21 protein-coding genes are annotated in these 26160 nt (G+C 66.7%); 12 read left to right on the top strand and 9 right to left on the bottom strand.

The window, feature by feature from the left end:
• The first annotated feature begins 1 nt into the window (after position 1).
• Positions 2-1111 (top strand): glycosyltransferase, encoded by a 1110-nt coding sequence (locus NNX38_RS09610; RefSeq protein ID WP_255797780.1) that lies wholly within the window; start codon positions 2-4, stop codon positions 1109-1111.
• Here NNX38_RS09610 and NNX38_RS09605 read toward each other — a convergent pair.
• On the bottom strand, positions 1095-2000 hold the full coding sequence (locus tag NNX38_RS09605) for a glycosyltransferase family 2 protein (RefSeq protein WP_255797779.1): 906 nt from the start codon (positions 1998-2000) through the stop codon (positions 1095-1097). The genes NNX38_RS09610 and NNX38_RS09605 overlap by 17 nt on opposite strands.
• 90 nt (positions 2001-2090) lie before the next feature.
• Between NNX38_RS09605 and NNX38_RS09600 the strand changes: the two genes are divergently transcribed.
• On the top strand, positions 2091-3197 hold the full coding sequence (locus tag NNX38_RS09600; RefSeq protein WP_255797778.1) for a glycosyltransferase family 1 protein: 1107 nt from the start codon (positions 2091-2093) through the stop codon (positions 3195-3197).
• Here NNX38_RS09600 and NNX38_RS09595 read toward each other — a convergent pair.
• A complete protein-coding gene (locus NNX38_RS09595; RefSeq protein ID WP_255797777.1) occupies positions 3194-5506 on the bottom strand; it encodes a glycoside hydrolase family 3 C-terminal domain-containing protein in 2313 nt (770 codons plus the stop codon). The genes NNX38_RS09600 and NNX38_RS09595 overlap by 4 nt on opposite strands.
• Before the next feature lie 168 nt (positions 5507-5674).
• On the opposite strand from NNX38_RS09595, the gene NNX38_RS09590 reads away from it, so the two are divergent.
• Positions 5675-7333 (top strand): AarF/ABC1/UbiB kinase family protein, encoded by a 1659-nt coding sequence (locus NNX38_RS09590; RefSeq protein ID WP_255797776.1) that lies wholly within the window; start codon positions 5675-5677, stop codon positions 7331-7333.
• A gap of 93 nt (positions 7334-7426) precedes the next feature.
• Here NNX38_RS09590 and NNX38_RS09585 read toward each other — a convergent pair whose 3' ends face one another.
• Entirely contained in the window at positions 7427-8773 is a 1347-nt protein-coding gene (locus NNX38_RS09585) for an MFS transporter (RefSeq protein ID WP_255797775.1), read from the bottom strand.
• A gap of 207 nt (positions 8774-8980) precedes the next feature.
• On the opposite strand from NNX38_RS09585, the gene NNX38_RS09580 reads away from it, so the two are divergent.
• Genes NNX38_RS09580 through NNX38_RS09570 form a run of 3 tightly spaced genes read left to right on the top strand, consistent with a single transcriptional unit; the run spans position 8981 to position 12516 of the window.
• Entirely contained in the window at positions 8981-9853 is an 873-nt protein-coding gene (locus NNX38_RS09580) for a shikimate dehydrogenase (protein ID WP_255797774.1), read from the top strand.
• A 20-nt stretch (positions 9854-9873) separates the two neighbouring features.
• The gene (locus NNX38_RS09575; RefSeq protein WP_255797773.1) at positions 9874-11760 is read left to right on the top strand and encodes a bifunctional sugar phosphate isomerase/epimerase/4-hydroxyphenylpyruvate dioxygenase family protein; all 1887 of its coding nucleotides are present in this window, start codon (positions 9874-9876) and stop codon (positions 11758-11760) included.
• Positions 11761-12516 (top strand): IclR family transcriptional regulator C-terminal domain-containing protein, encoded by a 756-nt coding sequence (locus tag NNX38_RS09570; RefSeq protein WP_255797772.1) that lies wholly within the window; start codon positions 11761-11763, stop codon positions 12514-12516.
• On the opposite strand, the gene glsA is transcribed toward NNX38_RS09570, so the two are convergent.
• Genes glsA through NNX38_RS09550 form a run of 4 tightly spaced genes read right to left on the bottom strand, consistent with a single transcriptional unit; the run spans position 12513 to position 16484 of the window.
• Positions 12513-13463, bottom strand: a complete 951-nt coding sequence (glsA, locus tag NNX38_RS09565; protein WP_255797771.1) for a glutaminase A — start codon at positions 13461-13463, stop codon at positions 12513-12515. The genes NNX38_RS09570 and glsA overlap by 4 nt on opposite strands.
• Positions 13460-14689 carry a putative glutamine/gamma-aminobutyrate antiporter GadC gene (gene gadC / locus NNX38_RS09560; RefSeq protein ID WP_255798161.1) on the bottom strand — a complete coding sequence of 410 codons (1230 nt, stop codon included), beginning with the start codon at positions 14687-14689 and terminating at the stop codon, positions 13460-13462. Before gadC ends, glsA begins: the two co-directional genes overlap by 4 nt.
• Positions 14578-15087 (bottom strand): amino acid permease, encoded by a 510-nt coding sequence (locus NNX38_RS09555; protein WP_255797770.1) that lies wholly within the window; start codon positions 15085-15087, stop codon positions 14578-14580. The genes gadC and NNX38_RS09555 overlap by 112 nt, the downstream gene beginning before the upstream one ends.
• 17 nt (positions 15088-15104) lie before the next feature.
• The gene (locus NNX38_RS09550) at positions 15105-16484 is read right to left on the bottom strand and encodes a glutamate decarboxylase (RefSeq protein ID WP_255797769.1); all 1380 of its coding nucleotides are present in this window, start codon (positions 16482-16484) and stop codon (positions 15105-15107) included.
• A 322-nt stretch (positions 16485-16806) separates the two neighbouring features.
• Between NNX38_RS09550 and NNX38_RS09545 the strand changes: the two genes are divergently transcribed.
• From NNX38_RS09545 to NNX38_RS09530, 4 genes are all read left to right on the top strand, one after another.
• Positions 16807-17217: an Hsp20/alpha crystallin family protein gene (locus tag NNX38_RS09545; protein WP_229951982.1), complete on the top strand. Its 411-nt coding sequence runs from the start codon at positions 16807-16809 to the stop codon at positions 17215-17217.
• Positions 17218-17249: 32 nt separating this feature from the next.
• A complete protein-coding gene (locus NNX38_RS09540) occupies positions 17250-19256 on the top strand; it encodes an MFS transporter (protein WP_255797768.1) in 2007 nt (668 codons plus the stop codon).
• A 166-nt stretch (positions 19257-19422) separates the two neighbouring features.
• Entirely contained in the window at positions 19423-20697 is a 1275-nt protein-coding gene (locus NNX38_RS09535) for an inorganic phosphate transporter (protein WP_255797767.1), read from the top strand.
• Positions 20694-20936 carry a hypothetical protein gene (locus NNX38_RS09530; RefSeq protein ID WP_231703681.1) on the top strand — a complete coding sequence of 81 codons (243 nt, stop codon included), beginning with the start codon at positions 20694-20696 and terminating at the stop codon, positions 20934-20936. The genes NNX38_RS09535 and NNX38_RS09530 overlap by 4 nt, the downstream gene beginning before the upstream one ends.
• Before the next feature lie 68 nt (positions 20937-21004).
• On the opposite strand, the gene NNX38_RS09525 is transcribed toward NNX38_RS09530, so the two are convergent.
• Positions 21005-22090: an alkene reductase gene (locus tag NNX38_RS09525; protein ID WP_255797766.1), complete on the bottom strand. Its 1086-nt coding sequence runs from the start codon at positions 22088-22090 to the stop codon at positions 21005-21007.
• A 172-nt stretch (positions 22091-22262) separates the two neighbouring features.
• Here NNX38_RS09525 and NNX38_RS09520 point away from each other — a divergent pair, with 172 nt between their 5' ends.
• The gene (locus NNX38_RS09520) at positions 22263-22811 is read left to right on the top strand and encodes a dihydrofolate reductase family protein (protein ID WP_255797765.1); all 549 of its coding nucleotides are present in this window, start codon (positions 22263-22265) and stop codon (positions 22809-22811) included.
• On the opposite strand, the gene NNX38_RS09515 is transcribed toward NNX38_RS09520, so the two are convergent.
• Positions 22808-23296 carry a hotdog fold thioesterase gene (locus tag NNX38_RS09515; RefSeq protein WP_255797764.1) on the bottom strand — a complete coding sequence of 163 codons (489 nt, stop codon included), beginning with the start codon at positions 23294-23296 and terminating at the stop codon, positions 22808-22810. The two genes, NNX38_RS09520 and NNX38_RS09515, sit on opposite strands and share 4 nt — an antisense overlap.
• A gap of 19 nt (positions 23297-23315) precedes the next feature.
• Here NNX38_RS09515 and polA point away from each other — a divergent pair, with 19 nt between their 5' ends.
• Positions 23316-26147 (top strand): DNA polymerase I, encoded by a 2832-nt coding sequence (polA, locus tag NNX38_RS09510; protein WP_370646411.1) that lies wholly within the window; start codon positions 23316-23318, stop codon positions 26145-26147.
• The last annotated feature ends 13 nt before the right edge of the window (positions 26148-26160 follow it).

Here is a 26160-nt window from a genome sequence, read left to right as displayed (position 1 = left end):
CTTGCCTTCCTCCCGCATGCCGCGCGTGGCCTACTACGCGCACCATCACGGCACCGGACACCTGCGTCATGCCGCCAACATTGCCCGGCTGGGAGCCGTGGAGCTGCTTGTCACCGGCACCGCCCCGGCCGGAGGACCCCCGCGGCTGCCCGGTGGTGCGCGGTTTGCGCCGCTGCCGCCCGACGTCGGACCCGACGGTCCGTTCGCGCCCGGACCGGGGGAGTTCCTGCACTATGCGCCGGCTGGGTCGGCGCTGCAGTCCCGCTTCAGCCGGCTGCACCGGCTCTGGGAGGAGTTTGCCCCGGATGTAGTGGTTGTGGATGTGTCCGTGGAGGTTGCCGCCTTTGCCCGGCTGGCGGGTTATCCGGTCATCCACCGCCGGATGCACGGGGAACGGACCGATCCGGCCCACCGTCTGGCCTACGACTCCGTTCACCGGCTCATCGCCTACTTCCCGGAAGCCATCGAGGATCCGGCGCATCTGCAGGCTTACGGCTCCAGGAGCACCTATCTGGGCATGCTCGCTCCGGACACCGCTCCCTCCGCCGGGCTCGTGCCGGTGCGGCCGCGGACCGTCGCGGTGCAGACCTCCCTGGGCGGAACCGGCGTGGCGCTGGCGGACGTGCTCGCCGCCGCCCGGCAGACCCCGGACTGGCAATGGGACGTGATGGGACATACCGCCGGCGCCCCGGGCGAGGTTCCCGCGAATGTGTCGCTGCTGGGCGTGGTGGCGGATCCGGGACCCCGGCTGGCCGGCGCGGACGTGGTGGTTACCTCGGCCGGGCACAATGCGGTGGCCGCTGCGGCTGCCGCCCGCCGGCCGGCGCTGCTGATTCCCGAACCACGGCCGTTCAGGGAACAGGCCGTGTTCGCCTCTTCGCTCGCTGCGGCCGGGGCCGCGGCCGCCGCAGGCTTCGCCTCAGTGGCGGACTGGCCGAGCCTGCTGGAAGAGCTGCGCGGGTCCGATCCGCAGCTGCTGGCCAGGACCCTGCTGGTTTCTTCCGACGAGTTCCGGGACCGTTTCCTGGCTGCAGTTGGCTCGGCCGTGTCCGGTGTGGATTTGCAGGGGGAGGCCGTTCCCGGCGGCGGGAACGTCAGTACGGTGCATTGACGCGGGCCGCGGCGAGTTCGTCCGGAGCCGGACGGCGCAGCAGCCGCAGGTCCCCGCCGTCGCGGTCCCAGGACACGTAGCCGTCCCGGGCAAAGGCATCGAGCCAGCCGGTCATCGGCCAGCTGCCCCATTTGCCCCGGAACGCCTTGGCGTTAATGACAATGGATTCCAGGTGCTGCAGCGGGGGCCTGTGCACGCCGTGGTGCTGGTGGAACATGGTTGCCCCGGAGAACGCCAGCGGGACCGCCAGCCGCTGCGCCGTGAAGGCGAAGTCGGTATCTTCGCCTCCGTACCCGGCAAAGGACTCGTCAAAGCCGCCGATCCGTTCGAAGGTCTCCCGGTGGACGGCAAACCCCAGCGACCAGAACAGCGCGTATTCCCGGGAGGCAATTGCCGGTTCCCCCTGCGCCGGCGCCAGGGCGGCACGTGCGTGGTGCGGCACGGAGTCCCGGATCAGCACCTGCTCGTCGCCGTCGGACACCCATGCCGGCACGTCCGCGTCTGCCGCGAGGTAGCGGGGGCAGGCCATAACCAGGCCGCCGGTCCGGTCCAGGTCCGACAGCAAATGCTCGAACATCCCGATACCGGGGATGCAGTCCACGTCGAGGAAGACCAGTGTCTCGCATTGCGCCGCAGCAGCTGCGGCATTCCTGCCTGCTCCCAGGGGCAGCGGTTCGCCGGGTCCCGACGCCGCATGGACCACCCGCAGCGGCACGTCACTGGGCGGGGGAACAGCCTCGGGCTGGTTCAGGTAGCAGACCACTATCTCGGCGGGCGTGCGGGTGGAGCGGCTGATCCCGCGGACGGCATTGGCCAGGTGGGCATCGCGTCCCGAGCTGATGATGAGCACGGAAAACGCCTGATCAGGGCCGGTCTGCTGCGGCTGCATTCGTTCCTTCCGCCGGGGGTGCCCTCCGCGGGCACCGCAAAATACTAAGTATACTGAAGACGGTTTTTTATCAGCGGCGAAAGAGGATGCGTGGGCAGGGCTGAAGGATCGAACATCAGGGTGGCGTCAGTGCCGCACAGCCAGGTCTATATCCGGCATACCGGCGCCGTCCCCGGTGAGCGGAACCCGGTGGTACGCCTGCCGGACCCGGACCCCCGCAACCCCGGCCAGTCCACGGAGGCGACGTGGTGGCCGCCGGTCATGCTGGACGCAGGCTGGATCCGGGAGAACGCGGACAGCTTCGACCTGATGCACATCCACTTCGGCTTCGACGCCATTTCGCCCCAGGATCTGCAGGCGGTCACCGACGAGCTGAAGGCCCAGGGAAAACCGCTGGTCTACACGGTCCACGACCTGCGCAATCCGCACCACCTCACGCCGGAGGCACACGACGCGCAGCTGGGCGTGCTGATCTCCGCAGCCGATGCGTTGATCACGCTCACCCCCGGGGCCGCGGCCGTCGTCGAGCGCCGGTGGGGCCGCCGCCCGCAGGTGCTGCCGCATCCGCACGTGGTGGACCTCGAGGAGCTCGAGCGGCGCCAGGCCGTGCGGCTGGCAGCCGGTCCGCGTGAGGAGTTCCGCGTCGGGGTGCACCTGAAGAGCCTGCGTCCGAACATGATGGAGGGGGCGATTCTTCCGGACCTGCTCGACGCCGTGGAGCAGCTGCCCGGTGCCGTGCTGCAGGTGAACGGGCATCCGGACATCCTTACTCCCGGAGGGGACAAGTACCGCCCGGAACTGCACCGCTGGCTGTCTGAAGCCGCCGCGGCAGGACGGCTCGAACTGCACGTCCGGGACTACTTCGACGAACCGCAGCTCTGGGACTACCTGTCGAGCCTGGATGTGTCCGTGCTGCCGTACCGGTTCGGCACCCACTCGGGCTGGCTCGAAGCGTGCACCGACCTGGGCACGGCCGTGCTGGCCCCGTCCTGCGGCTTCTACGCCCAGCAGCGCGCCGGTGTCACCGAATTCGTGCATAACGAGGACGGGCTCGATGCCCAGTCCCTGGCCAACGGGCTCAAGCAGGTGCATGCCGCCCGGAACCGGCCGGGAATGAGCCGGGCGGAGCGGACCGCCGAGCGCCGGATGGTCGCCGCAGCGCATGAGGAGCTCTACCGGTCCCTGCTCACGGACTAGGAGGATTCCCCGCCCGCCGGGCCGGCGCCGCGCAGTACCTGTTCCAGTCCGGCCAGCAGGTCCGGCGTAAGGGGCGTGCCGGGGAACCGGGCCAGCCGGCGCAGCGGCATACTGCCCATGAGCGCCAGCGCGTCGGCCATGCCGCCGGTGCCGGTCCCGCCCGCAGCATCTCCGCCGCTGCCCGGGTCTGCGCCGCGGTCTGTGCCGCCCAGCAGCTTCCGCCCCAGCGGATGGGCCAGCCACTCCGAGATAGTCGAATCCAGTGTCAGCGGGGCCGCCGTGCCGCCTTCTGTGCCGGGCAGGTCAATGGTTCCGCTGAGCCGGATATCCCGGGAGGAGGATCCGACGTCGATCCGGTAGGTTCCGGCGTCGGTAATCCACCGGTGCGACGCCGGGTCGAACCTCGCCAGGTCCGGCAGCGGTACCGTCAACGCAACAGGAGCCGAGGCCCCGGGTTCGAGGAAGACCTTGCGGAAGGCCCGGAGCTCGCGGGGCGGCCGTACCGCGGGTCCCGCGGGAGCGCCCGAGTAAACCTGCAGGACTTCGGCGCCGGCCCGGCTGCCGGTATTCGTGAGCGTTGCCTCGACTGCCAGGACCGGCCCCATGTCCGTGTCCGCAAGGCGGAGGGCCAGGCCGGTGTACTCGAAAGCGGTATAGGACAGCCCGTGGCCGAAGGCGAAGGCCGGTTCGATGGCCCGCGCGTCATACCAGCGGTAGCCCACCAGCACCCCTTCGCCGTAGCGGACGGTGCCCGCCTCGCCGGGATAGTTTCCAAAGGCCGGAGTATCTTCGATCCGCCGCGGAAAGGTTTCGGCCAGTTTTCCGGAGGGGTTGACGTCTCCCAGCAGGACATCCGCCAGTGCTTCGCCTCCGGCCTGGCCGGGCAGCCACGCCTCCAGTACGGCCGGCACCTGCTCCACCCACCCGGTCTCCACTGCGCCGCCGTTGAACAGGACCACCACGGTCCAGGGATTTGCGGCGGTCACCGCCCGCAGCAGCGCCAACTGGTTCTCCGGCAGGGCCAGGTCCGGCCGGTCGAATCCCTCCGACTCCTTGTCCTCGGGCAGGCCGAGGAAGAACAGCACCGCGTCCGCCGCGGCGGCCGCGGTCTCCGCTTCGGTCACCAGCTCCGGGTCGGGCGTTCCGTCCAGCCGGTAACCGGCGGCAAAGACGGCTGCAGCGGTCCGCTCGGACAGGACCTCCAGCGGGACGCTCACCCGTGTGGGGGTCACCTGCGAGGAACCGGCCCCCTGGTACCGGGGGGTGCGGGCCAGCTCGCCCACCACGGCCAGCCGCAGGTCGGGGGAGAACGGCAGGATTCCGCCCTCGTTCTTCAGCAGCACCATGGATGCCGCAGCTGCCTCGCGTGCCAGCTGGTGGTGTCCGTCCAGGTCCGCATCGTTGTGCGCCGGCGCCGCGGTGCGGTCTGCCAGCTGCAGCAGCCGCGCCACGGATGAATCCACCATCTGCTGGTTGACGGTGCCGGCGACCAGGCCGGCCTGCAGTTCCGCCAGCCCCAGCCCGCCGCTGGCGGGCATCTCCAGGTCCAGTCCGGCGTCGAGTGCGGCCGCCCGGTCGGTGACCGCACCCCAGTCGGACATCACCAGGCCGTCGAAACCCCACTCACCGCGCAGGACCGTCTCCAGCAGCCAGGCGTTCTCCGCGGAGTGGATGCCGTTGACCTTGTTGTAGGCAGCCATCAGGGTCCACGGGTGTGCGGTCCGGACCACCGTTTCGAAAGCCCTGAGGTAAATCTCGTGCAGGGTACGTTCGTCCACCGCCGCGTTAATGCGCATCCGGTCCGCTTCCTGGTTGTTCGCGGCGAAGTGCTTGGGGCAGGCCGCCACCCCCTCGGCCTGGACCGCGCGGATCCAGGCAGCCCCCAGGGCGCCGGCAAGCAGCGGGTCTTCGGAGAAGTACTCGAAGTTGCGTCCGCACAGGGGAGTGCGCTTGATGTTCAGCCCCGGTCCCAGCACGACGTCGACATGCGCGGCTGCCGCTTCCCTCGCCGTTGCGGTGCCGAGACGGGCCAGCAGGTCCGTATCCCATGAGCACGCCGTCAGGCATTCGGCCGGGAAGCAGGTGGCGGGAAGCGCGTCGCCGATTCCCGGCTCGGTGTCGCTGCGCGGACGCCGGATGCCGTGCGGCCCGTCGGAGAGCACCAGGGGCCGGAGCCCTGCCGCCGGGGCAGCGGCGGTGCTCCAGAAGGAGGCTCCGGACAGCAGGACGGGTCTTTCGTCCGGCGGGAGAGAGGACACCCGCTCCCGCAGCGAGGCAGCGGACGGCTGGTCAGGTGAGGACATCGGCATGTGCCGGAGTCTAGGTCCCGGCCGCGGCCGGGAGAAGAGCACCGGACGGCTGAAGCGGTACAGGTGCCGTACAGGTGCGGAGCCTGTCGGCGGAACCTGCCCTGCCGCTAGTGTTTCGGTAACGAACAGCACCGGCAGAACCGGAGTCCTCGTGGACGGAGCAGACCAATGATCAGCCAGCTGGACCGTTACCGGCAGATCGCCGAAATCCTCTCCCGCAACGGCCTCGGCTTCCTGGTGTCTGCCCTCGGCCTGGAGGGCAGGCTGCCGTTCCGCCGCCAGCAGGCAGCCGAGCCGGGAGCGAAGCCCCGCACCCGTCCGGAGTACCTGCGCACGGCCCTCGAGGAGCTGGGCCCCACGTATGTGAAAATGGGCCAGCTGCTCTCCACCCGCCCGGACCTGCTGCCCCCGGAGTACCAGCGCGAGCTGGCGAAGCTGCAGGATGACGCCGAAGCGGTCCCGTGGCCGCAGATCGCCGACGAGCTGCGGCAGGAACTGGGCGGAGACCCGCTGGAGGTCTTCCGGTCCTTCGACACCACGGTCATGGCAAGCGCCTCGATCGGACAGGTCTACGCCGCCGTTCTCAAAGACGGCACCGAGGTGGTGGTCAAGGTACGCCGGCCCGGCATCGCCGCGCAGGTGGAGCAGGACCTGGAAATCCTGCAGAACCTGGCCAACGCGGCCGGCAAGCGCTGGGAAGCCGCCCGCGACTACGACCTCACCGGGCTGATGGACGAGTTCGCCTCCACCCTCCGCTCGGAACTGGACTATCTCCAGGAAGGCCGCAATGCGGACCGGTTCCAGGCCAACTTCCAGGACGACGCCGCGATCACCATTCCCGCCGTCTATTGGGACCACAGCACCTCCCGGGTCCTCACGATGGACCGGATCCGGGGAATGAAGGTCACGGACGTTGCCGCGCTCGATGCCGCCGGGATCGACCGACCGGCGCTGGCGGTGTCCGCGGCACGCGTTGAAATGAAGATGGTCTTCGACGACGGGTTTTTCCATGCGGACCCGCACCCGGGAAACCTTTTCGTGCAGCCCGGCGGCCGGGTGGGGCTGATCGACTTCGGGATGGTGGGCGAGGTGGACGAGAAGCTGCGCAGCCAGCTGTCCGCCCTGTTCATCGGCATCGTGCGCAAGGATCCCGAGCGGATCACCAATGCGCTGGTCCGGATCAACGCCTCAGGGATGCGGGTGAACCGGGTGAAGCTGAGGATGGACCTTGGTCCGCTGATCCGCCTGTATTCGGGCAAGGACCTGGCTTCGGCACCGGTGGGAACCATCATCACCACCGGGCTCGGCATCCTGCGCACGCACCACATCCAGCTGCCGCGGGAAATGGCGCTGCTGCTGAGGATGCTGATCATGACCGAGGGAATGGGCGAGGTATTGGATCCCCGGTTCCGGCTGGGCCCCACCCTGGGGCCCTATGCCCGCAGGATGGCGGTGCACCAGCTGAACCCGGTGAACTACGCCCGCAGGCTCGGCCGCGCCGGAACCGAGGTCCTGGAGCTGGGAGCTGAACTGCCGGACCAGGCGCGCCGGCTGCTCAGCACCCTGGAAATCGAGGGAGTGGAGGTCCACCTCCGCGGCGAGGAACTGCTGCCGCTGGTGATGCGGCTGGAGCGCGTGGGAAACAGGCTGGTGGCGGCAATCTTCGCATCGGCGTTTATCCGTGGCGTGGGGGAACTGACCCTGGGTGATTCGTCCCGCTGGAAATCCTGGCAGGCACCGCTGATGAGTGCCGGGCTCGCATCGACGGGGGCATTGGGCGGATACATCGCCTGGACTTCGCGCCGGGCCCGGCTGCGCGGCTTATGACACTGCGGAACGTGACACGGCGCGGCATACGACGCAGGGCCGGGGCGGGAAAAGTTCCCACCCCGGCCCTGCGGGTAATGCGGTTGCCGCCTCCTATGCAGTGGCCGGGCGCACCGGGGCGGCGGTCTTGTCCAGGTGCAGACCCAGTTCCGCCGTCGGGGTGTGTGCGGTCTCCTTGGCGGTGAGGGCGGAAATCGCGGCGATGGCGCAGATGGCGCCGGTGAACATGCTGGTGACCACCCATCCGCCGGGTTCCAGTCCGCCGATGGCAGCAACGATGGACGGTGCAAAACCGGCCATCAGGAAGCCGAGCTGCGTGCCGATGGCGAGGCCGGAGAAGCGGACCTTGGCGCTGAACATCTCTCCGTAGAAGGACGGCCAGACGGCGTTCGCCGCCGCGTAGCCGCAGGAGAATACCGCCACGGAAAGGGCGAACTGCAGCAGGGTGTTACCGGACTCCATGGACAGCAGGTAGAACGGCATGATCACCGCACTGGATACCGCACCGTAGATGAAGACCGGACGGCGCCCGATCCGGTCGGCCAGCCGGCCGAACAGCGGCTGCGTGAACAGCGCGAAGACGTTGCCGGCGACCACGAGCCAGAGCGTAATGTTCGCGTCCACGTCGCCCACCTCGGTGCCGTACTTGATGGCCAGCGTTCCGTAGACGGTGGAAACCGCCGCGATGAAGGCGCAGCAGATGACCCGCAGCACGTCGCGCCAGTGGTCCTTCAGCAGGACGCCCACCGGCAGCTTCACGATCTCGTTGCGTTCCTTGGCCTCCGTGAAGGTGGGGGTTTCATGCAGGGAGCGGCGGATGAAGTAGGTGACTACGACAACCACGGCGCTCAGCCAGAACGGAATGCGCCAGCCGATGCCGTACTTGATGTCGTCCGGCAGGGCAACCACGGGAATGAACACCAGTGCGGCAAGGATCTGTCCGCCCTGGGTGCCGGTCAGGGTCCAGGACGTGAAGAACGAGCGGCGGTTGTCCGGCGCGTGTTCCAGGGTCATGGAACTGGCGCCGGCCTGCTCGCCGGCGGCGGAAAGTCCCTGCATCAGGCGGCAGAAGACCAGCAGGACGGGAGCCCACCAGCCGATCGTGTTGAAGTCCGGCAGGCAGCCGATCAGGAAGGTGGACCCGCCCATCAGCAGGAGGGTGAACATCAGGACTTTCTGGCGGCCCACCCGGTCGCCGAAGTGTCCGAGGATAACGGCGCCGACCGGACGGGCAATATAGGCGAAACCGAAGGTGGCGAGCGACATAACGCTGGCCTGGGTGTCGGCGTCCGGGAAGAACACGCGCGGGAAAATGAGCGCGGCAGCGGAACCGAAGATAAAGAAGTCGTAGTACTCGACGGCACTGCCCATAAAGCTGGCAGTGGCGGCCTTGCGCGGGGTCTTGCCCGTTGCTGGTCCAGCGGGGGCGGATGCGTCCATTGCATCTCTCCTGACGTGGGCTGAGGTGGGGGGGGTGGGCGACGTGTGCGGTATTGGATTGTGCGGAATGCGCACTTGTGTGCATTCTCCGTACGCTTGAAGTAATGTAGCCCACAGTTAAGGGTCCGGCAAGCAGCGACGCATATGAGTCCTGCGTGGTCGAAAGGGCACCGCCGCCCACAGTCAGGCACCGGAAGGAACAGCGCCATGAGCGGCACCGAGGAATCATTCGTTGTCGGGTTGATCGGGGAAGGCATCACCGCTTCCCTCACCCCGCCCATGCATGAAAGGGAGGCCGATCATCAGGGGCTGCGGTACATTTACCGGCCGATTGACCTAACAAAGCTGGGCCGTCCGGGCACCGACGTCGGAGCGCTGCTGCGCGCCGGCCGGGACCTGGGCTTCAATGCCTTCAATGTGACGCATCCCTGCAAGCAGCTGGTCCTGGCCGAACTCGATGAAGTGTCCGACGACGCCGCGCGGCTAGGCGCAGTCAACACCGTCCTGATCCGCGACGGCAGGTTCATCGGGCACAACACCGATTTCTCCGGCTTCGGCGGAGCACTGGCCGGCGGATTGCCGGACGCCAAGCTGGACGCGGTGGTCCAGCTCGGCGTGGGCGGGGCGGGAGCGGCCGTGGCCTATGCCCTGCTCAAGGCGGGCACCGGCCGGCTGACCCTGCTGGACCTGGACCCCCTGCGCGCTGCGGAACGCGCCGCAGCACTGTCCGGGCTCTTCCCGGACCGGCAGATTATCTCCGGCACGCCGGCAGACCTTGCAGCCGTCCTGCCCGGAGCCGACGGCCTGGTCCATGCCACACCGGTGGGGATGCATTCCCATCCCGGCCTCGCCGTGGACCTGGACCTGCTCAGCCCCTCCCAGTGGGTGGCCGACGTCGTCTACCGTCCGGTGGAAACGGAACTGATCCGCGGCGCACAGGCGCGGGGCTGCAGTGTGCTGGACGGCGGCCGGATGGCCGTGGGCCAGGCCGTGGACGCCTTTGAACTGATTACCGGCATCCGGCCCGACGCGGCGCGGATGCTCACCCACTTCCACGAACTGATTAGCCAGGGCCGCTGAGGGCCGGGGACCGGAGCACCATGCGCACGTCAATTGCCACCGTCTGCCTGAGCGGGACGCTCGAAGAGAAAATGCGTGCCTGCGCCGATGCAGGTTTCGACGGCATTGAAATCTTCGAACCGGACCTCCTGGTGTCCCCGTCCAGCCCGGAGCAGATCCGCACCCTGGCGGACGCCCTGGGCCTGACCCTGGACCTGTACCAGCCGTTCCGCGACTTCGAAGGCGTCGAAGCACCCCTGCTGGAAGCCAACCTGGACCGGGCCCGGGCAAAGTTCGAACTGATGAACCGCCTGGGCATCGAAACCATGCTCCTGTGCAGCAACGTGGGCACTGCCACCATCGACGACGACGCCGCGGCGGCGGACCAGCTGCGCCGGCTGGGTGAACTGGCGGCCGGCTACGGGGTGAAGGTTGCCTACGAAGCACTGGCCTGGGGGCGCTACGTGAATGACTTCGAGCATGCCCAGCGCATAGTGGACCTGGCCGACCACCCGCAGATCGGCACCTGCCTGGACAGCTTCCATATCCTCTCCCGCGGCTGGGACCCGGCCGCGATCGAAAAAATCCCGGCGGAGAAGATCTTCTTCGTCCAACTCGCCGACGCGCCGGAACTGTCCCTGGACGTCCTATCCTGGAGCCGGCACTACCGGGTCTTTCCCGGGGAGGGCGCGTTCGACCTGGTGCGGTTCATGGCCCACCTGGTCCGCAGCGGCTACAACGGGCCCGTCTCCTTGGAGATCTTCAACGACGTCTTCCGGCAGACGGCCGAGGACCGCACGGCGGTGGACGCCATGCGGTCCCTGATCTGGCTGGAGGAGCGTACGGCGTCGTACCTCAAAGAGCACGACGGCGGCACGCAGTATCCGATGTCCCTCGCGACCCTGCCGAGCGTGGCCGAGCCCACCGGGTTCAACTTCGCCGAGGTCAAGGCCGGGAACCCGGACGCCGTCTCCGCGCTCCTGTATCAGCTGGGCTTCAGCTTCGCCGGCGGGCACCGGACCAAACCAGTGCAGCTGTGGACCTCCGGCGCGGCCCGCGTGATCATCAACGGGCAGCAGGCCGGCGGCATGGAACCGGGCATCTCGGCACTGGGCCTGGACGTGCAGGACCCGCAGGCCGCTGCCTCCCGCGCCGTGCAGCTGCGGGCACGGCCGGTAAGCCGGCGCAGCCAGGCGGACGAGCAGGTTCTCCAGGCCGTGTTTGCCCCGGACTCCACGGAGGTCTTCCTCTGCGAAGCCACCGCCGACGGCACTGCCGCGTGGGCGGACGAGTTCGGACCCGCGGTGCAGCAGGGACCCGGGGGAACCGCCGGGCAGCCGGCACAGCCGCTGATTTCGGCCATTGACCACATCAACCTGTCCCAGCCCTGGCAGCACTTCGACGAAGCGGTGCTCTTCTACGAGTCCACGCTTTCCCTGACCCCTATCGCCTCGCAGGAGGTCCCCAGCCCCATGGGGCTGGTCCGCAGCCAGGTGATGCGCAGCGCCGACGGCGGGGTGCGGCTGGCGTTGAACATTGCCCCGTTGATCGTGGAGTCCGGGCCCGGCGGCGGGGAATACCCCCAGCATGTGGCCTTCACCTCCACCGACCTGGTCGCCACGGCCCGTCAGGCCGCCGAAAGGGGCCTGCAGTTCCTGCCGGTTCCTGCCAACTACTATGAGGACCTGGCAGCCCGCTTCCGGCTGAATCCGGGCTTCCTGGCGGAACTGCAGGACCTGAACCTGCTCTATGACCGTGACGGCGACGGCGAATTCCTGCACTTCTACACGGGCACGGTGGGTAACGTGTTCTTCGAAGTGGTGGAACGGCGCGGCGGGTATGAAGGTTACGGTGCACCCAACGCACCCGTCCGGCTGGCCTCCCAGTACCTGGCGTCCCGGGGGGAGCCGAAACGGAAGGCGGGTTAAGTGGAGGGCGCAGACGGCTATTACGTGAAATCAGTGGAGAAGGCCTTTGCCGTGCTGGGCGCCTTCACGCTGAACGTGCCCGAACATACGGTCAGCTCCGCGGCCGCGGCCGCAGGCATCAGCCGGGCTGCGTCGCGCCGCTTCCTGCTCACCCTCCGGGACCTGGGCTACCTGGGCTTTGACGGAACCACCTTTCGCCTGGCGCCGAGGACCTTGGACATCGGGTCCTCGTTCCTGGCGCATCTCGCCCTGCCGCACACCGCGGAACCGCACCTGAAGCAGCTCTCCGCAGACCTGGGTGAGACGACGTCGCTGTGCATCCTGGACGGGACCGACGTCGTTTATGTTTCGCGCATCACTTCCCCCCGGCTGGTGCGGGTGGCGGTCAACGTCGGGACCCGGTTCCCGGCCTGGGCCACGTCGATGGGCAGGGTGCTGCTGGCGTCCCTGCCCGAGGCGGAGCAGGAAGACTATTTCAGCACCGTGGAGCTGCTGCCTTACACCGGGCGCACCGTCCGCAGCATCCAGGAGCTGAGGGCTTCCGTACGCGAGGCCGGCGAGAGGGGCTGGTCACGGGTGGCTGATGAACTGGAGGACGGCCTGCGCGGCGTGGCCGTTCCGGTCCGGAGCGGCGACGGCACAGTGGTCGCGGCCGCCAACGTGTCGCTGCAGCTGCACAGCGCCGAGCGCGTGGAGGAGACGGTGCTTCCGCCGCTGCGCGCCGCCGCAGACCGGATAGGCCGGGACCTGGGCTAGTCGCTGTACTCGCTGGCCTTGTATATGCTCAGGCCCAGCGCTGCGGCAACCTGGGCCACCGCAGCCTGGGCCTTGACGCTGTTGCCCACCTCGTCCAGCGGCGGCGCAAACCCGGCAATCGCCAGCTTGCCGGGCATGATGGCCAGGATTCCCCCGCCCACGCCGGACTTTCCCGGCAGTCCCACGCGGTAGGCCCAGTCACCGGAGGCGGTATACATCCCTTCCATGGTCATCTCGGCCAGCATGGCCGGGATGTTGGCAGCCTGCACCACCCGGTCCCCGCTCAGGGGATTGATTCCCTTGTTGGCGATGGTGGCTCCCATGGCGGCCAGGTCCCGGGCAGTGACGAGGGTGGAGCACTGCCGGGTATACACATCACACGCTTCCATCGGATCCGAATACATGGTGCCGCCCGAGTACAGCAGCCAGGCAATCGCCCGGTTGTGGAAGTTAGTGGACTGCTCGGAGTTATTCACCTCGTCACTCAGCGTGATTCTCCGGCCGGCAAATGCGCTCTGGACCTGCAGGATCGCCTCCCACCGATCCTCGGCGTTGTCGCCGGGAATCAGGGAAACCGTAGACATGGCCCCGGCATTGACCAAGGGCGAAACCGGTGTGTCACCGTGCAGTACAACGGAGATCACCGAGTTGAACGGTTCCCCGGTCGGATCCGCACCCACCTTTTCCTGGAAGGTTTCCAGCCCCACCTGTTCCATGGCCCACGCCATGGAGAACACCTTGGAAATGGATTCCAGGGCGAATTCGAAGCCTGTGTCACCGGCTTCGAACAACGCTCCGTCCGCGGTCATCGCGCAAACCCCGAAGAGGTCCGGGTTCACGGACGCCAGGTACGGGATGTAGCTGGCGTTCCTGCCCCCGGAGTCGTTACGGTGGTCTGCGTACGCCGTCCGGACCGCCGATTCAATGGCGGCATCATCGAGTTTCATACCGCCGAGCTCCCGCCGCGCCCGCCGCCGTCGTCGTGCGAGAACATCACCGGCGAACCGGAGGATTCAGCTTCCCGGGTCAACTGCTGGGTCGAAACACTCGACTCGGTGACCGTCCCGGGATGCGAATGCTCAATCTGCCACGTGAACGGAACGAACTCGCTGGTCGGGTCCCGCCAGTGCGGCTTGCGGAAGGCGTAGATAAGGAACGGCAGGATTACCATCACCACCGCCCCGCCCACCAGGATGCCCACGTACACTTCCGGGGATCCCACAGTGATTTGGTCGGGCGGGATGAAGCTGAAGGCGAAAGCCATCAGTGAACCGAGGAAACCCACGCCGCCGATAATCCACATCCCGACGTCGCCTCCGGGCACCCGGTAGGGCCGCGGACGGTTCGGCTGGCTGTAGCGCAGGTAAATCGCGGCAGCGAACATCAGCATGTACATGATGAGGTACAGGATCACTGTCAGCTGGCTCAGGATCTGGTAGGCGGCCTGAACCGAGGGCAGCACCACGTAGGTCAGTCCCAGGCCGGTGACCATAAAGGCCTGGAAGAACAGGATGTGGGTGCCCATTCCGTTCTTGTTGGTGTGCTGCCAGAAGCGGGGGAGGTAGCCTGCCTTCGCCACGGCGAGCATGCCCGTTGACGGACCTGCCACCCAGGTCACCACTCCGGCGAGGACACCGATCAGGAGCATAAACGCGACTATGGGTCCTGCCCAGCCAATGCCGGCCCATTCAAACATGTCGTTGTAGGAGGTCAGCAGGCTCTGGGTCAGGTTGATATCGGCCTGGGGCACCACGAACGCGATGGCCAGGGTTCCCAGCACGAAGATGATGACCGTCCCTGCCGCCGCGGTCAGCACAGCAATCGGGTAGTCGCGGGTGGGGTTCTTGACCTCTTTGACGTGGATCGCGTTCATTTCCATGCCGGCGTAGAAAAGGAAAATCGATGCTGCGAGCACCACGTTGGAGAAGTTGCCGAAGTCGGGAATGAGTTCGCCCCAGCCCAGCTGGATCTGCGGGGTGTTGCCGGCAAAGAAATAGGAGAAGCCAAGGATGATCAAAATGGCGGCCGGAATGATGGTTCCGACGATGCCGCCCCACTGGCTCACCCGGGAGAAGGCCTTCGCGCCGCGGAAAGCAATGAACGTGGCCAGCCAGTAGACCACCAGGACCACCGCGAGGACAAAGAATTTATTTCCTGCCAGCTGCGCATCCAGGCTCTGGCTGTCCCCGGTGTAGGCGAGTGAAACCGCGCCGAAGTCAGCACGGTGGGGAACCAGATGGTGACCTCGATGAAGAGCATAAACATGGCAAGGAACGCCCACCGTGGTCCGAAGGCCTCGCCGACCCAGCGGAATACGCCGCCCGTTTCCGGCCATCCGGTGGCCAGCTCCGCAGCCACAATGGAGACCGGAATCAGGAAGACGACGGCGGCCAGGACGTAGTAGAAAATCGAGCTCAGGCCGTACTCGGCCTCGGACGGAAGTCCGCGGAGGCTGACCACGGCCACAATGTTCATCACTGCCAGGGCACCGATGGTGATCTGGGCGTTCTGCTTCGACTTCGCCCGCCGCCGGTCCGACCCGGACGGATTTGCTGCCTTCGAATCGCTCATTCAGCCCACCTCTTTGATTAGTGATGGAATCCGGGGTGCTCCGCCTCGCGGGGCATGGGGGCGCTCAGGTGTTCCAGATACGCCGTTTCCCGACGGATGTCTGCCAGCAGTTTCTCGGCCAGATCCATGCTCAGCCCGTTGCGGACCACAATCCGTTCCACCGTCAGGTTCGAGAGGTTGTCCGGCAGGGGATAGGCGGGCACGAGCCACCCCCTGGTGCGGAGCCGCTCCGCCAGGTCATACAGGTTCCACTTGTCCGTGTATCCATCCTTCAACCGCCAGGCGAACACCGGAATGTCGGAGCCGTCGTTCCACAGTTCGAAGGGGCCAAGCTCCGCGATCGCGCCCGACAGGTGCAGAGCCACGTCCTGCGATGCCTGCTGGATCCGTGCATAGCCCTCGCGGCCCAGGCGCAGGAACAAGTAAAACTGCAGGACCACCTGGGCACCGGGGCGCGAGAAGTTGAGGGCAAAGGTCGGCATATCGCCGCCCAGGTAGCTCACGTAGAAAATCAGGTCCTCCGGAAGCCACTGCCGTTCCCGCCAGACCACCCAGCCGAGGCCGGGATAGACCAGTCCGTATTTGTGGCCGGAGGTGCTGATCGAGTGGACCCGTTCCAGCCGGAAGTCCCACTCCAGATCCTGTTGGATGAACGGAGCGATCATGGCGCCGGACGCCCCGTCCACGTGGATGGGAATGTCGAGGCCGGTGGAGGACTGGATCTCGTCGAGCTTGGCGGCGACCTGCTTCACCGGCTCATACATGCCGGTGTAGGTCACGCCCATGATGGCGACGACGCCGATGGTGTTTTCGTCGACGTAGTTCTCCAACTCGAAGCCGTCCAGGCATTTGTGCTCTTCACTGATGGGCACCAGCCGCGGCTCGACGTCGAAGTAGTTGCAGAACTTCTCCCAGCACACCTGGACCGCTGAACTCATCACCAGGTTCGGCTTATCAGTGGGTTTTCCCTCGCTGCGGCGCCGATGCTGCCAAAGCCGTTTGAACGCCAGCCCGCCCAGCATGCAGGCTTCGGAGGAACCGACCGTCGAGGTGCCGATGGAGTTCTCCGGGGAAGGGGAATGCCACAGATCGGCGAGGATCCGCCAGCAGTTCTGCTCAATCTGCGCAGTCTGCGGGTATTCATCCTTGTCGATCATGTTCTTGTCGAACGTCTCGCTGTAGAGCCGGTTCGCGTGGTCGTCCATCCAGGTGCTGACAAAAGTCGCCAGGTTCAGGCGTGCATTGCCGTCCAGCATGGTTTCGTCGTGGACAATCTGGTATGCCGTTTCCGGCAGCATTTCACTGTCATTCAGCCGGAACTTCGGGGCGGCGGTTTCCTCGCCCGGCCGGGCAAAAAGTGGATTGACGGAAAGTGAATCAGGATCATTCTGCGCCATTTTTGTCAGCCTCTCATCGACGGTATGCCTACTGCCATCAAGCCGTAGTGAACGGCGGTGGGGTCCTCACAGGGCTGCGCGCAGAAAAAACTCTACGCGCGCCGAAAATCCATGACTAGGGTTCGGACGCCGGGCGCCGGGACCACAAGCAAAACGGCGGCGAAACCCTGTCCCCGGCCCGGGTTTGCCGTTTTTCCATTGAGGACCGCCGGGCAGCGGACGTACCCTTGCGGCACCGTTCATTCCGCCCGGCGCCGCAGCGCCCCGGCAGCTCCAATTAGCTCCAGCGCCGCCGGACCGGGCAACAGAGAAGGAGATATCCATGGCTTCCCTTGCACGCCGCGAGCGTTTTGAACTGCCCGACCAGGTCCGCAAATTCTTCGAGGGGGACTGGGAGGTTCCGGCCTTCCCCGTCGAGGAATACCAGGACGGTTCGGCCATGGTGATCCGGGCCGAACTGCCCAACATCAATCCCGAACAGGACCTGGACGTCACGGTCAGCGACGGTGTCCTGCACATCAAGGGGGAGCGGAAGGAGCAAACGGAGCACAAGGGACGGCACGGCTATCGTTCGGAGTTCCGTTACGGGTCCTTCACCCGGGAAATAGCCCTGCCCTCCGGAGCCAGCCAGGACAATGTCACTGCCACCTACAACGACGGTGTGCTGGAAATCCGCGTGCCGGTCCCGGAGGTTGGACCGACATCAACCAAGGTTCCCATCTCGCGGGGCTAGGGCCCCCGCCGAGCTGAACCCGAAGGACCGGCATGACTGCCCCGCATGCGGCACGCAAGGGCGCGCGCAGGTTCCCCGACTGGCTGATGATTGCCACGCTGGGATGCGGGGGCATAGTTGTCTCGCTCGAAAAAACGGCAGTGGTTCCGCTGCTGCCGGAATACCCCCGGATCTTCGGGGTCACCTCCGACGACGTGTCCTGGCTGGTCACCGTAACACTGCTCTCCGCGGCGGTGGCAACGCCCATCGTCTCCCGGCTGGCGGACATGTACGGCAAACGCCGGATGCTGCTGGTGGCCATGGCCCTGATGGTTGCCGGCGCCTTCACGGCCTCCATCGGCGGGACTTTCGCGTGGGCCCTGGTGGGCCGCGGGCTGCAGGGTTTCGCCGGTGCGGTCATACCGGTGGGGATCAGCATCCTCCGGGATGCCCTGCCGCAGAAGAAGATCGCCGGCGCCGTGTCACTGATGAGTGCCAGCTTCGGCATCGGCAGCGCCTTAGGCCTGCCCCTTGCCGGGCTGGTCTACGAGCGGTTGGGCTGGCAGGGCACCTTTTGGGTGGTGGGCGTGATCGGCGCGGTGCTGATTGCCGCCGTCGTCGTCTTCGTCCCGGAGTCGACGGTCCGCAGTCCGGCACCGTTTGACTACGTCGGGGCCGTGCTGCTGTCGGCGGCCATGACCGCCGTATTGCTGGCCATTACCAAGGGCGGGGTCTGGGGCTGGACCAGTTATCCGGTCCTGGGCCTTTTTGCCGCCGCCGCCGTCTGCTTCGCACTCTGGTTTCCGGCGGAGCTGCGCAACGGACAGCCCCTGGTGGACCTGCGGACGTCTGCCCGCCGTCCGGTTCTGCTCACCAACATCGGGGCCGTTCTAGTGGGCTTCTCCATGTACGCGAACATGCTGGTCACTACGCAGCAGCTGCAGCTCTCGAAGGAAACCGGCTACGGGTTCGGGCTGAGCGTGCTGACGGCCGGGCTCACCATGATCCCGTCAGGGCTGGCGATGGTGGCGGTTGCCCCGGTTTCGGCGCGCATCACCAACACCTACGGAGCAAAGGTCACCCTGGTGACCGGCTGCGCCGTTATGGCTGCGGGGTATCTGGCACGCGTCCTCTTTGTACATACGGTTCCGGAAATCATCACCGGGGCCGTGATTGTGTCGGTCGGCACGGCAATCTCCATGGCCGCCATGCCCACCATCATCATGAGCAACGTCCCGCTGACCGACACTGCGGCGGCCAACGGCCTCAACACCCTGCTCCGGTCCGTGGGCACCTCCACCTGCAGCGCAGCAGTGGCCACTATCCTGGCCTCGCTGACAATAAGCACCGGCGGCAGCACATTCCCCGCACTGGACGCGTTCCGGACCATCTTCGTTCTGGCAGGCCTGGCCGCCCTGGCCGCCACCGGCGTCGCCTGTCTGATTCCCCGGTCCCGCCGGCATGAGGCCACGCATCCGGACCTGCATGCCGTTGCGGGACAGGGGCAGCCGCAGCCGGAGGAAAAGCGGGAGCTCATGGTCGGCGGACGGCTGCTGTCGGCAGCGGACGGCAGGCCCGTGGGCCGGGGGACCGTCACTGTGCTGGACAGCGCGGGCGGGCCGGTGGACTGGGACCGTGCGGACCACGACGGCGGTTATGCCGTCCTGCTCCCTGGCGACGGCCAATACGTCATGGTCGCGAGCCAGGCCCGCTGGCTGCCGGTTTCGGAGGTACTGGCCATCCGGGGCACGGCCGTACACCACGACATCCACTTCCGCCGGCAACTGGCCCTCACCGGACGGATCCGGCATGCCGGCCGTGCCGTCGCGGATGCGCTGGTGATTCTGGTCCGGCCGGGTGGAGAGGTATCTGCCTCGGCCCGCTCGGACAGCAGAGGCAACTACGAACTGCCCCTGCCCGGACCCGGCGAGTATGTCCTCAGCATCATTGAACCGGACGCTCATACCACGCACACCCGGAGCGTGGTCCTGCCCGCACCGGACACCGTGATCGACGTCGAACTCGGAGGGCGTGAGCCCCGCACCGGCCTGAGGATCTGACCCTGGCCGCCCATCAGGGAGAGCAAGGGCACATCCGCCGCTTTGGTACGCGCCTGTCCGAGCGCATACGATCAATCTGGCGTAAAGCGGGCGTCGGCAGCGAAACACGTGCCGAGGGATGTCCCGCTGCGCGGATTCTTTCACTCGTCTTTAGTTAGGGTATGCGGTGGACCTCACCCTTATGGTCGCGCTGGTGATCGCGCTAGCACTATTCTTCGACTTCACCAACGGCTTTCATGACACCGCCAACGCGATGGCTACCCCCATCGCCACCGGCGCCATCAAGCCAAAAACGGCCGTCGCTCTGGCGGCCGTGCTCAACCTGGTAGGTGCTTTCCTCTCAACGGAGGTAGCCAAAACCATCTCCGGCGGACTCATCAAGGAAGGTGAGGGCGGGATCCAGATAACCCCGGTCATGATCTTCGCCGGCCTGATGGGTGCAGTCATCTGGAACCTGATCACCTGGCTGCGGGGACTGCCCAGCAGTTCCTCCCACGCCCTGTTCGGCGGCCTCATCGGTGCCGCCATAGTCGGTGCGGGATTCGGTTCGGTGGATTACTCCGTGCTGATGTCCAAGGTTGTCCTGCCGGCGCTGATCGCTCCGTGCATCGCACTGTTCGTGGCTTACCTCGCCACCAAGCTGGCATACCGGATCACCCGCCGGCATGATCCCGATTCGGGCAACAAGCTGCCCCGCAAGCGCGGCGGCTTCCGCTACGCCCAGATCTTCTCCTCCTCCCTTGTCGCCCTGGCTCACGGCACCAACGACGCCCAGAAGACCATGGGTGTGATCACCCTTGTCCTGGTTGCCGGCGGCCTGCAGACTTCCGGGACCGGGCCCGAGTTCTGGGTGGTCGCAGCCTGTGCCATTGCCATTGCCGCCGGAACCTACGCCGGTGGCTGGCGCATCATCCGCACCATGGGAACCGGCCTGACCGAGGTCAAGCCGGCACAGGGCTTTGCTGCCGAAACCAGTACGGCCGCCGCCATCCTGGCGTCGTCCCACTTGGGCTTCGCACTCTCCACCACACAGGTCGCCTCCGGATCCGTCATCGGTTCGGGCCTGGGCCGCAAGGGCGCCGAGGTCCGCTGGGGCACCGCGGGTAAGGTCGGCGCCGGCTGGCTCCTCACGCTTCCCGCCGCCGCCGTTATGGGTGCCATCGCGGCGCTCATCGCGTCCCTGGGCACTGCAGGTGTGGTTGCAATCTCCATCCTTGGCACCCTCACCATCCTGGGCATCTTCCTGTGGTCCCGCCGCAGCCCGGTCAACCACGACAACGCCGTAAGCGACATTGAAAATGCCGGCGAAGTAGTCCGCATCAAGAAGCGCCGAGGCAAGAACAACCGCAAGGGCAAGAACGGCAGCACCGGCAAGAACAACAACTCCGGTAAGGGCGGAAGCACCGCTGCCGGGGTCAAGGTCAAGGAAGGTTCCAAATGAACATCCACTGGATGGACTACCTGACGGTCTTCGGCGTCACGCTCCTCGCCGCGCTGACCGTGGTCTGCATCTATTCGTTCGGGGTTCGCCTGTACGCGGTCTCGCTCGATGCGGAGACCGGCTCCACCCCGCGCAACCGCGTTGCCCTGGCGAAGGCAGGGGCGTTCGCCTGCTTCGCGCTTAGCGCTGTAGCCGTACTGTTCGGTATCTACCTGATCGTTCCCGCGCTGCACGGCTAAGACTTCAGCACCTACAGAAAAGGCCCGCAGGATCAGTTGATCCTGCGGGCCTTTTACGTTGGCGGTGCTTAGTTCTGCGAAGCAGCCTCGTAGAACGGGTAATCCGTGTAGCCCTCGGGTCCAAAGGAGTAGAAGGTCGTCGCGTCCGGGGTGTTCAGCGGCAGGTCTTCCTGCCAGCGGCGCACCAGGTCCGGGTTGGCGATGGCGGGACGGCCAACGACGACGGCGTCGCCGAGCCCGTCGTCCATGATGGCCAGGGCTTCCTCGCGGGTGGTCAGGGGACCGAAGCCGGTGTTGAGCAGAACCTTGCCGCCGAAGCGGGTGCGCAGGGCCTGCACCAGCTCGCCGGCGGGATCACGGTGCAGGATGCTCAGGTAGGCGAGGCCGAGCGGGGCGATGGCATCCAGCAGGGCGCCGTAGGTGGCAAGCACGTCCTCCGGGTCCATTTCCAGGCAGCCCTGGACATTGTGTTCGGGCGAAATACGCAGGCCCACCCGGTCGGCGCCGATCTCGGCCGCGACTGCCTGAAGCGTTTCGATGACGAACCGTGCACGGTTCTCCGGGCTTCCGCCGTAATTGTCCGTGCGCTGGTTAGCTACCGGGGAGAGGAATTCGTGCAGCAGGTAGCCGTTGGCTCCGTGCAGCTCCACGCCGTCGAACCCGGCGTCCACCGCTGCCCGGGACCCGCGCACGAAGTCCGCGGTCACGGAAGCCAGTTCCTCGGTTTCCAGTGCGCGCGGCACTGTGTAGGCCTGCTTGCCGTCATATGTGTGGGACATGCCGTCCACGGCGATTGCACTCGGGGCTACCAGGTCGACGCCGCCGTTGATGTTCGGATGGGTCACCCGGCCGGCATGCATGACCTGCGCGACGATCCGGCCGCCGGCGTTATGCACGGCGTCGGTGACACTGCGCCAGCCTTCCAGCTGCTCGGGGTCCACGAGCCCGGGCTGTCCGGGGAATCCCTGCCCTTCACGGCTGGGATACGTTCCTTCGCTGACGATCAGGCCCAGCGAGGCGCGCTGGCTGTAGTGCTCAACCATCATCGGACCCGGGATGCCTTCGCGTCCGGCCCGCTGGCGGGTCAGCGGCGCCATCACGAGGCGGTTGGACAGTTCAAGGCTGCCGGCGGTCATCGGGGAAAACAGGCTCACTAAGTAACTCTTCCTATAGGTCGCCGCTGACCTGCGCCCGCGTAGGCGGTGCTGACAGCGGCAGTGTGGTTCCGTAGGCGGCAACCCGGCGCCCCGCGAACCTATTCCTCGGGTGGCGCCGACTGTGGCGGAGCCCATACCTGTCTGACCATCGGCTGGCTACCATGGCGGCATGGTGAGGACTGTCTACTACGCCTCGATATCCCTTGACGGATTCACCGCCGACAGTGCGCCCGGCGGCGAATCCGCCAAGGCGGAAAACGACCGGTTCCGGGTGGCCGAATCGCCGGCGAACGCCGGCGCCGTCGTGATGGGGGCGGGGACCTATGCCCGGCTGCAGCGGCAGGTCGGGGAGGGCGGCGCCGGCGCGTGGGACTGTCCGCCCGGGCCCGTCTGGGTCTACACGCATCATGAGTTTCCCGCGGTCCCCGGCGCGGACATCATGTTTGTCCGCGGTCCGGTGGGGGAATTCGCGGCGGACATCGCGGACTCGGCCAACGGTTCAGACGTGTGGCTGCGGGGTGCGGACCTGGCCGGCCAGTACCTGCATGACGGACTGCTGGACGAACTGCGCCTGGTGGTGCATCCGGTCCTGCTCGGGCAGGGCCGTCCGCTGCTGCCCCTTGCCGCGGAACGGCCGGCGCTGCTGCTCAGCGCCCGCCGGTCCGCCGACGGCAGCATGCGGCTCTGTTACGGATTCGGTGCAGCTGAAGAGCCCTAGCGGGACTCGCGGATCATGTTCGTGATGCGGGCCGTGGACAGCCTGCGGCCCTCCTCATCGGTCATGACCACTTCGTGCGTGGTGAGGGTGTTGCCCAGATGCACGGCGGTGGCCGTTCCGGTGACCAGCCCCGAGGACACGGACCGGTGGTGCGTTGCACCGATTTCTATCCCGACCGCGTGCCGCCCGGGTCCGGCATGGATACCGGCTCCGAAGGAGCCGAGGGTCTCCGCGAGGACAAGGTGCGCGCCGCCGTGCAGGATGCCCGCCACCTGTTCGTTGCCCTCGACCGGCATGGTGGCCACCAGCCGGTCCGCTGACATCTCGAGGAAGCGGATGCCCAGCTTCGCCACCAGCCGGCCCACGCCGTGCGCAGCCAGCCAGTCATGCATCTCCTCCGGGACACCGGCGTCGATAAGTTCCTGCTTGTGGGGGTTGGTGTCCGCCTGACGGCCGGCAGGGCCCGGCGTGAAAATCTCGCTCATGGCAACTAGGCTTGCATTTGTGAGTGAATCTACCAAACTGGCCACGACCCCCCTTAGCGGCAACATTACGAGCGACACGGAAGACGGCGGCAAGAGCAGCGTTAATAACGGCACCACCGCCGTCGAAAACCCGGCCACCCCGGGTACAGCACCCGCGTCCCTGGGAACCGTGAATGCCGGGGGACACAACCGGCTGCTGGTGATTGACGGGCACTCCATGGCGTTCCGGGCCTTCTACGCGCTCCCGGCCGAGAACTTCTCCACCGACACCGGCCAGCACACCAATGCCGTCTACGGTTTCACCTCCATGCTGATCAACCTGATCAAGGAGGAGAAGCCCACTCACGTGGCCGTGGCCTTCGATCTGGACACGCCTACCTTCCGGTCAGAGGAATACACCGAGTACAAGGGCGGCCGGAACAAGACGCCCGAGGAGTTCCACGGACAGATCGACCTGATCATCAAGGTCATGGAAGCCATGCGCATTCCCACGCTGTCCATGGACGGCTACGAAGCGGATGACATCCTTGCGACCCTGGCCGAGAAGGCGTCGGCCCTCAACTGGGACGTCATGGTCGTCTCGGGGGACCGGGATGCCTTCCAGCTGGTGGATGACCACGTCACGGTGTTCTACCCCAAGAAGGGTGTTTCCGACCTGCCGCGCATGGACGCCGCAGCTGTGGAAGCCAAATACCTGGTTCCGCCGGACAAGTACTCCGACCTCGCCGCACTGGTGGGCGAGAGCGCGGACAACCTGCCCGGCGTCCCGGGCGTGGGGCCCAAGACCGCTGCCAAGTGGATCAAGCTTTACGGCGGGCTCGAAGGCATCCTCGAGAACCTCGACTCCATCAAGGGCAAGGTAGGCGACTCCCTGCGCGAGAACATCGAGGATGTGAAGCGGAACCGGCGCCTGAACCGGTTGCTTCGTGACCTGGACCTGCCGGTGGACCTGGAGGCCATGGCCGCCCAGCGGCCGGACCGGGAGGCCATTGAGGAACTCTTTGACGCCCTGCAGTTCAACGCGCTGCGCAAACGGCTCTTCGACGTCTACGGGGAAGATGAGGGCGAGGCCGCCGCGCACCCCGAAGTGGCCGCCCCTGAACACAGCATTATCACCGACGCCGCGGAACTGGACGGCTGGTTCCGTGCCGGCAACCAGGCCCGCACCGCGGTGCAGTTGGTGACGGAGGGTGCCGCCGGGGCGCGCGACGTCGTCGGCCTCGCCCTGGTGACGGACGCATCGGCGGCCTACGTACCCCTTGCCGAGCTCGACGCCGCCGCCGAACAGGTGCTTGCGGCCTGGCTGGCGGATCGAGATGCACCCAAGGTGGTGCACGATTTCAAGGAAGCCTACAAGGCACTGGCAGCCCGCGGCCTGCACCTGGCCGGCGAGGTTGATGACACCGCAATCTCGGGCTACCTGATCCAGCCGGACCGCCGCAGCTACGAGCTGGCGGACCTGGCCCAGTACCACCTGAAGATGAACATTGTTCCCGCGGCGGCCGCCAGCAACCAGCTGGAACTGTCCCTCGGGGACGAAGACGCGGCAACACCCGCCGTGTCCAAGGCGTTTGCCGCCCTGCGGCTCAGCGAGCACTTTGCCGGCCAGCTCGTGGAGCGCGGCGCCAACCAGCTGCTCGGCGGGCTGGAACTTCCGTTGTCCGAGGTCCTCGCCGAAATGGAGCTTGCCGGTATTGCGGTGTCCTCCGAGAAGCTGGACCGGCTGCTGGACGATTTCAGCGCCACCATCACCCGCGCGAGTGACGAGGCCTTCCGGATCATCGGCAAGGAAATCAACCTCGGGTCCCCGAAGCAGCTGCAGGCCGTCCTCTTTGACGAACTCGGGCTACCGAAGACCAAGAAGATCAAGACCGGGTACTCCACCGACGCCGATGCGCTGACGGACCTGATCGTGAAGACCGGACATCCGTTCCTGGAGCAGCTGCTCGCCTTCCGCGACGCGTCCAAGCTGCGCTCCACCGTAGAGGGCCTGCGGAAGTCCGTTGCCGACGACGGCCGCATCCACACCACCTATGCCCAGACAGTGGCCGCCACCGGACGGCTGTCCTCGGTGAACCCGAACCTGCAGAACATCCCGATCCGCTCCGAAGAGGGCCGCCGCATCCGCGAAGTCTTCGTGGTCGGTGAAGGCTACGATTCGCTGCTCACCGCGGACTACTCGCAGATTGAAATGCGGATCATGGCCCACCTCTCCGGCGACGAAGGGCTGATTTCCGCCTTCCAGGCGGGCGAGGACCTGCACCGCTTCGTCGGGTCGCACGTGTTCAACGTGGCCCCCGAAGAGGTCACCAGTGCCATGCGCTCCAAGGTCAAGGCCATGTCCTACGGCCTGGTCTACGGGCTCAGTTCCTTCGGCCTGTCCAAGCAGCTGGCCATCCCGGTGGACGAGGCCAGGACCCTCATCCGTGACTACTTCGAGCGGTTCGGTGCCGTGCGCGATTACCTGCGCGGCGTCGTCGAGCAGGCACGCAAGGACGGGTTCACCTCCACCATCGAGGGCCGCCGCCGCTACCTGCCGGACCTGTCCAGCGACAACCGGCAGCTGCGCGAAATGGCCGAACGGGCAGCACTCAATGCCCCCATCCAGGGATCCGCGGCGGACATCATCAAGAAGGCCATGCTCGGTGTGGACAGTGAGCTGAAGGCGCAGGGGCTGAAATCCCGGATGCTGCTGCAGGTCCATGATGAACTGGTCCTCGAAGTCGCCGCAGGGGAGCGGGACGCGGTGGAGAAGCTGGTGCGGGCCCAGATGGGCTCCGCGGCGGACCTGTCCGTTCCGCTGGATGTCTCCGTCGGCGAGGGCATCAGCTGGCACGAGGCCGGGCACTAGGCGCTGCCGCCTA

The organism is Arthrobacter sp. zg-Y238 (assembly GCF_024385525.1).
GTDB lineage: Bacteria > Actinomycetota > Actinomycetes > Actinomycetales > Micrococcaceae > Arthrobacter_B > Arthrobacter_B jinronghuae.
Note: the sequence above shows the minus strand (reverse complement) of the source record. Positions and strands in the feature narration are given on the sequence as shown.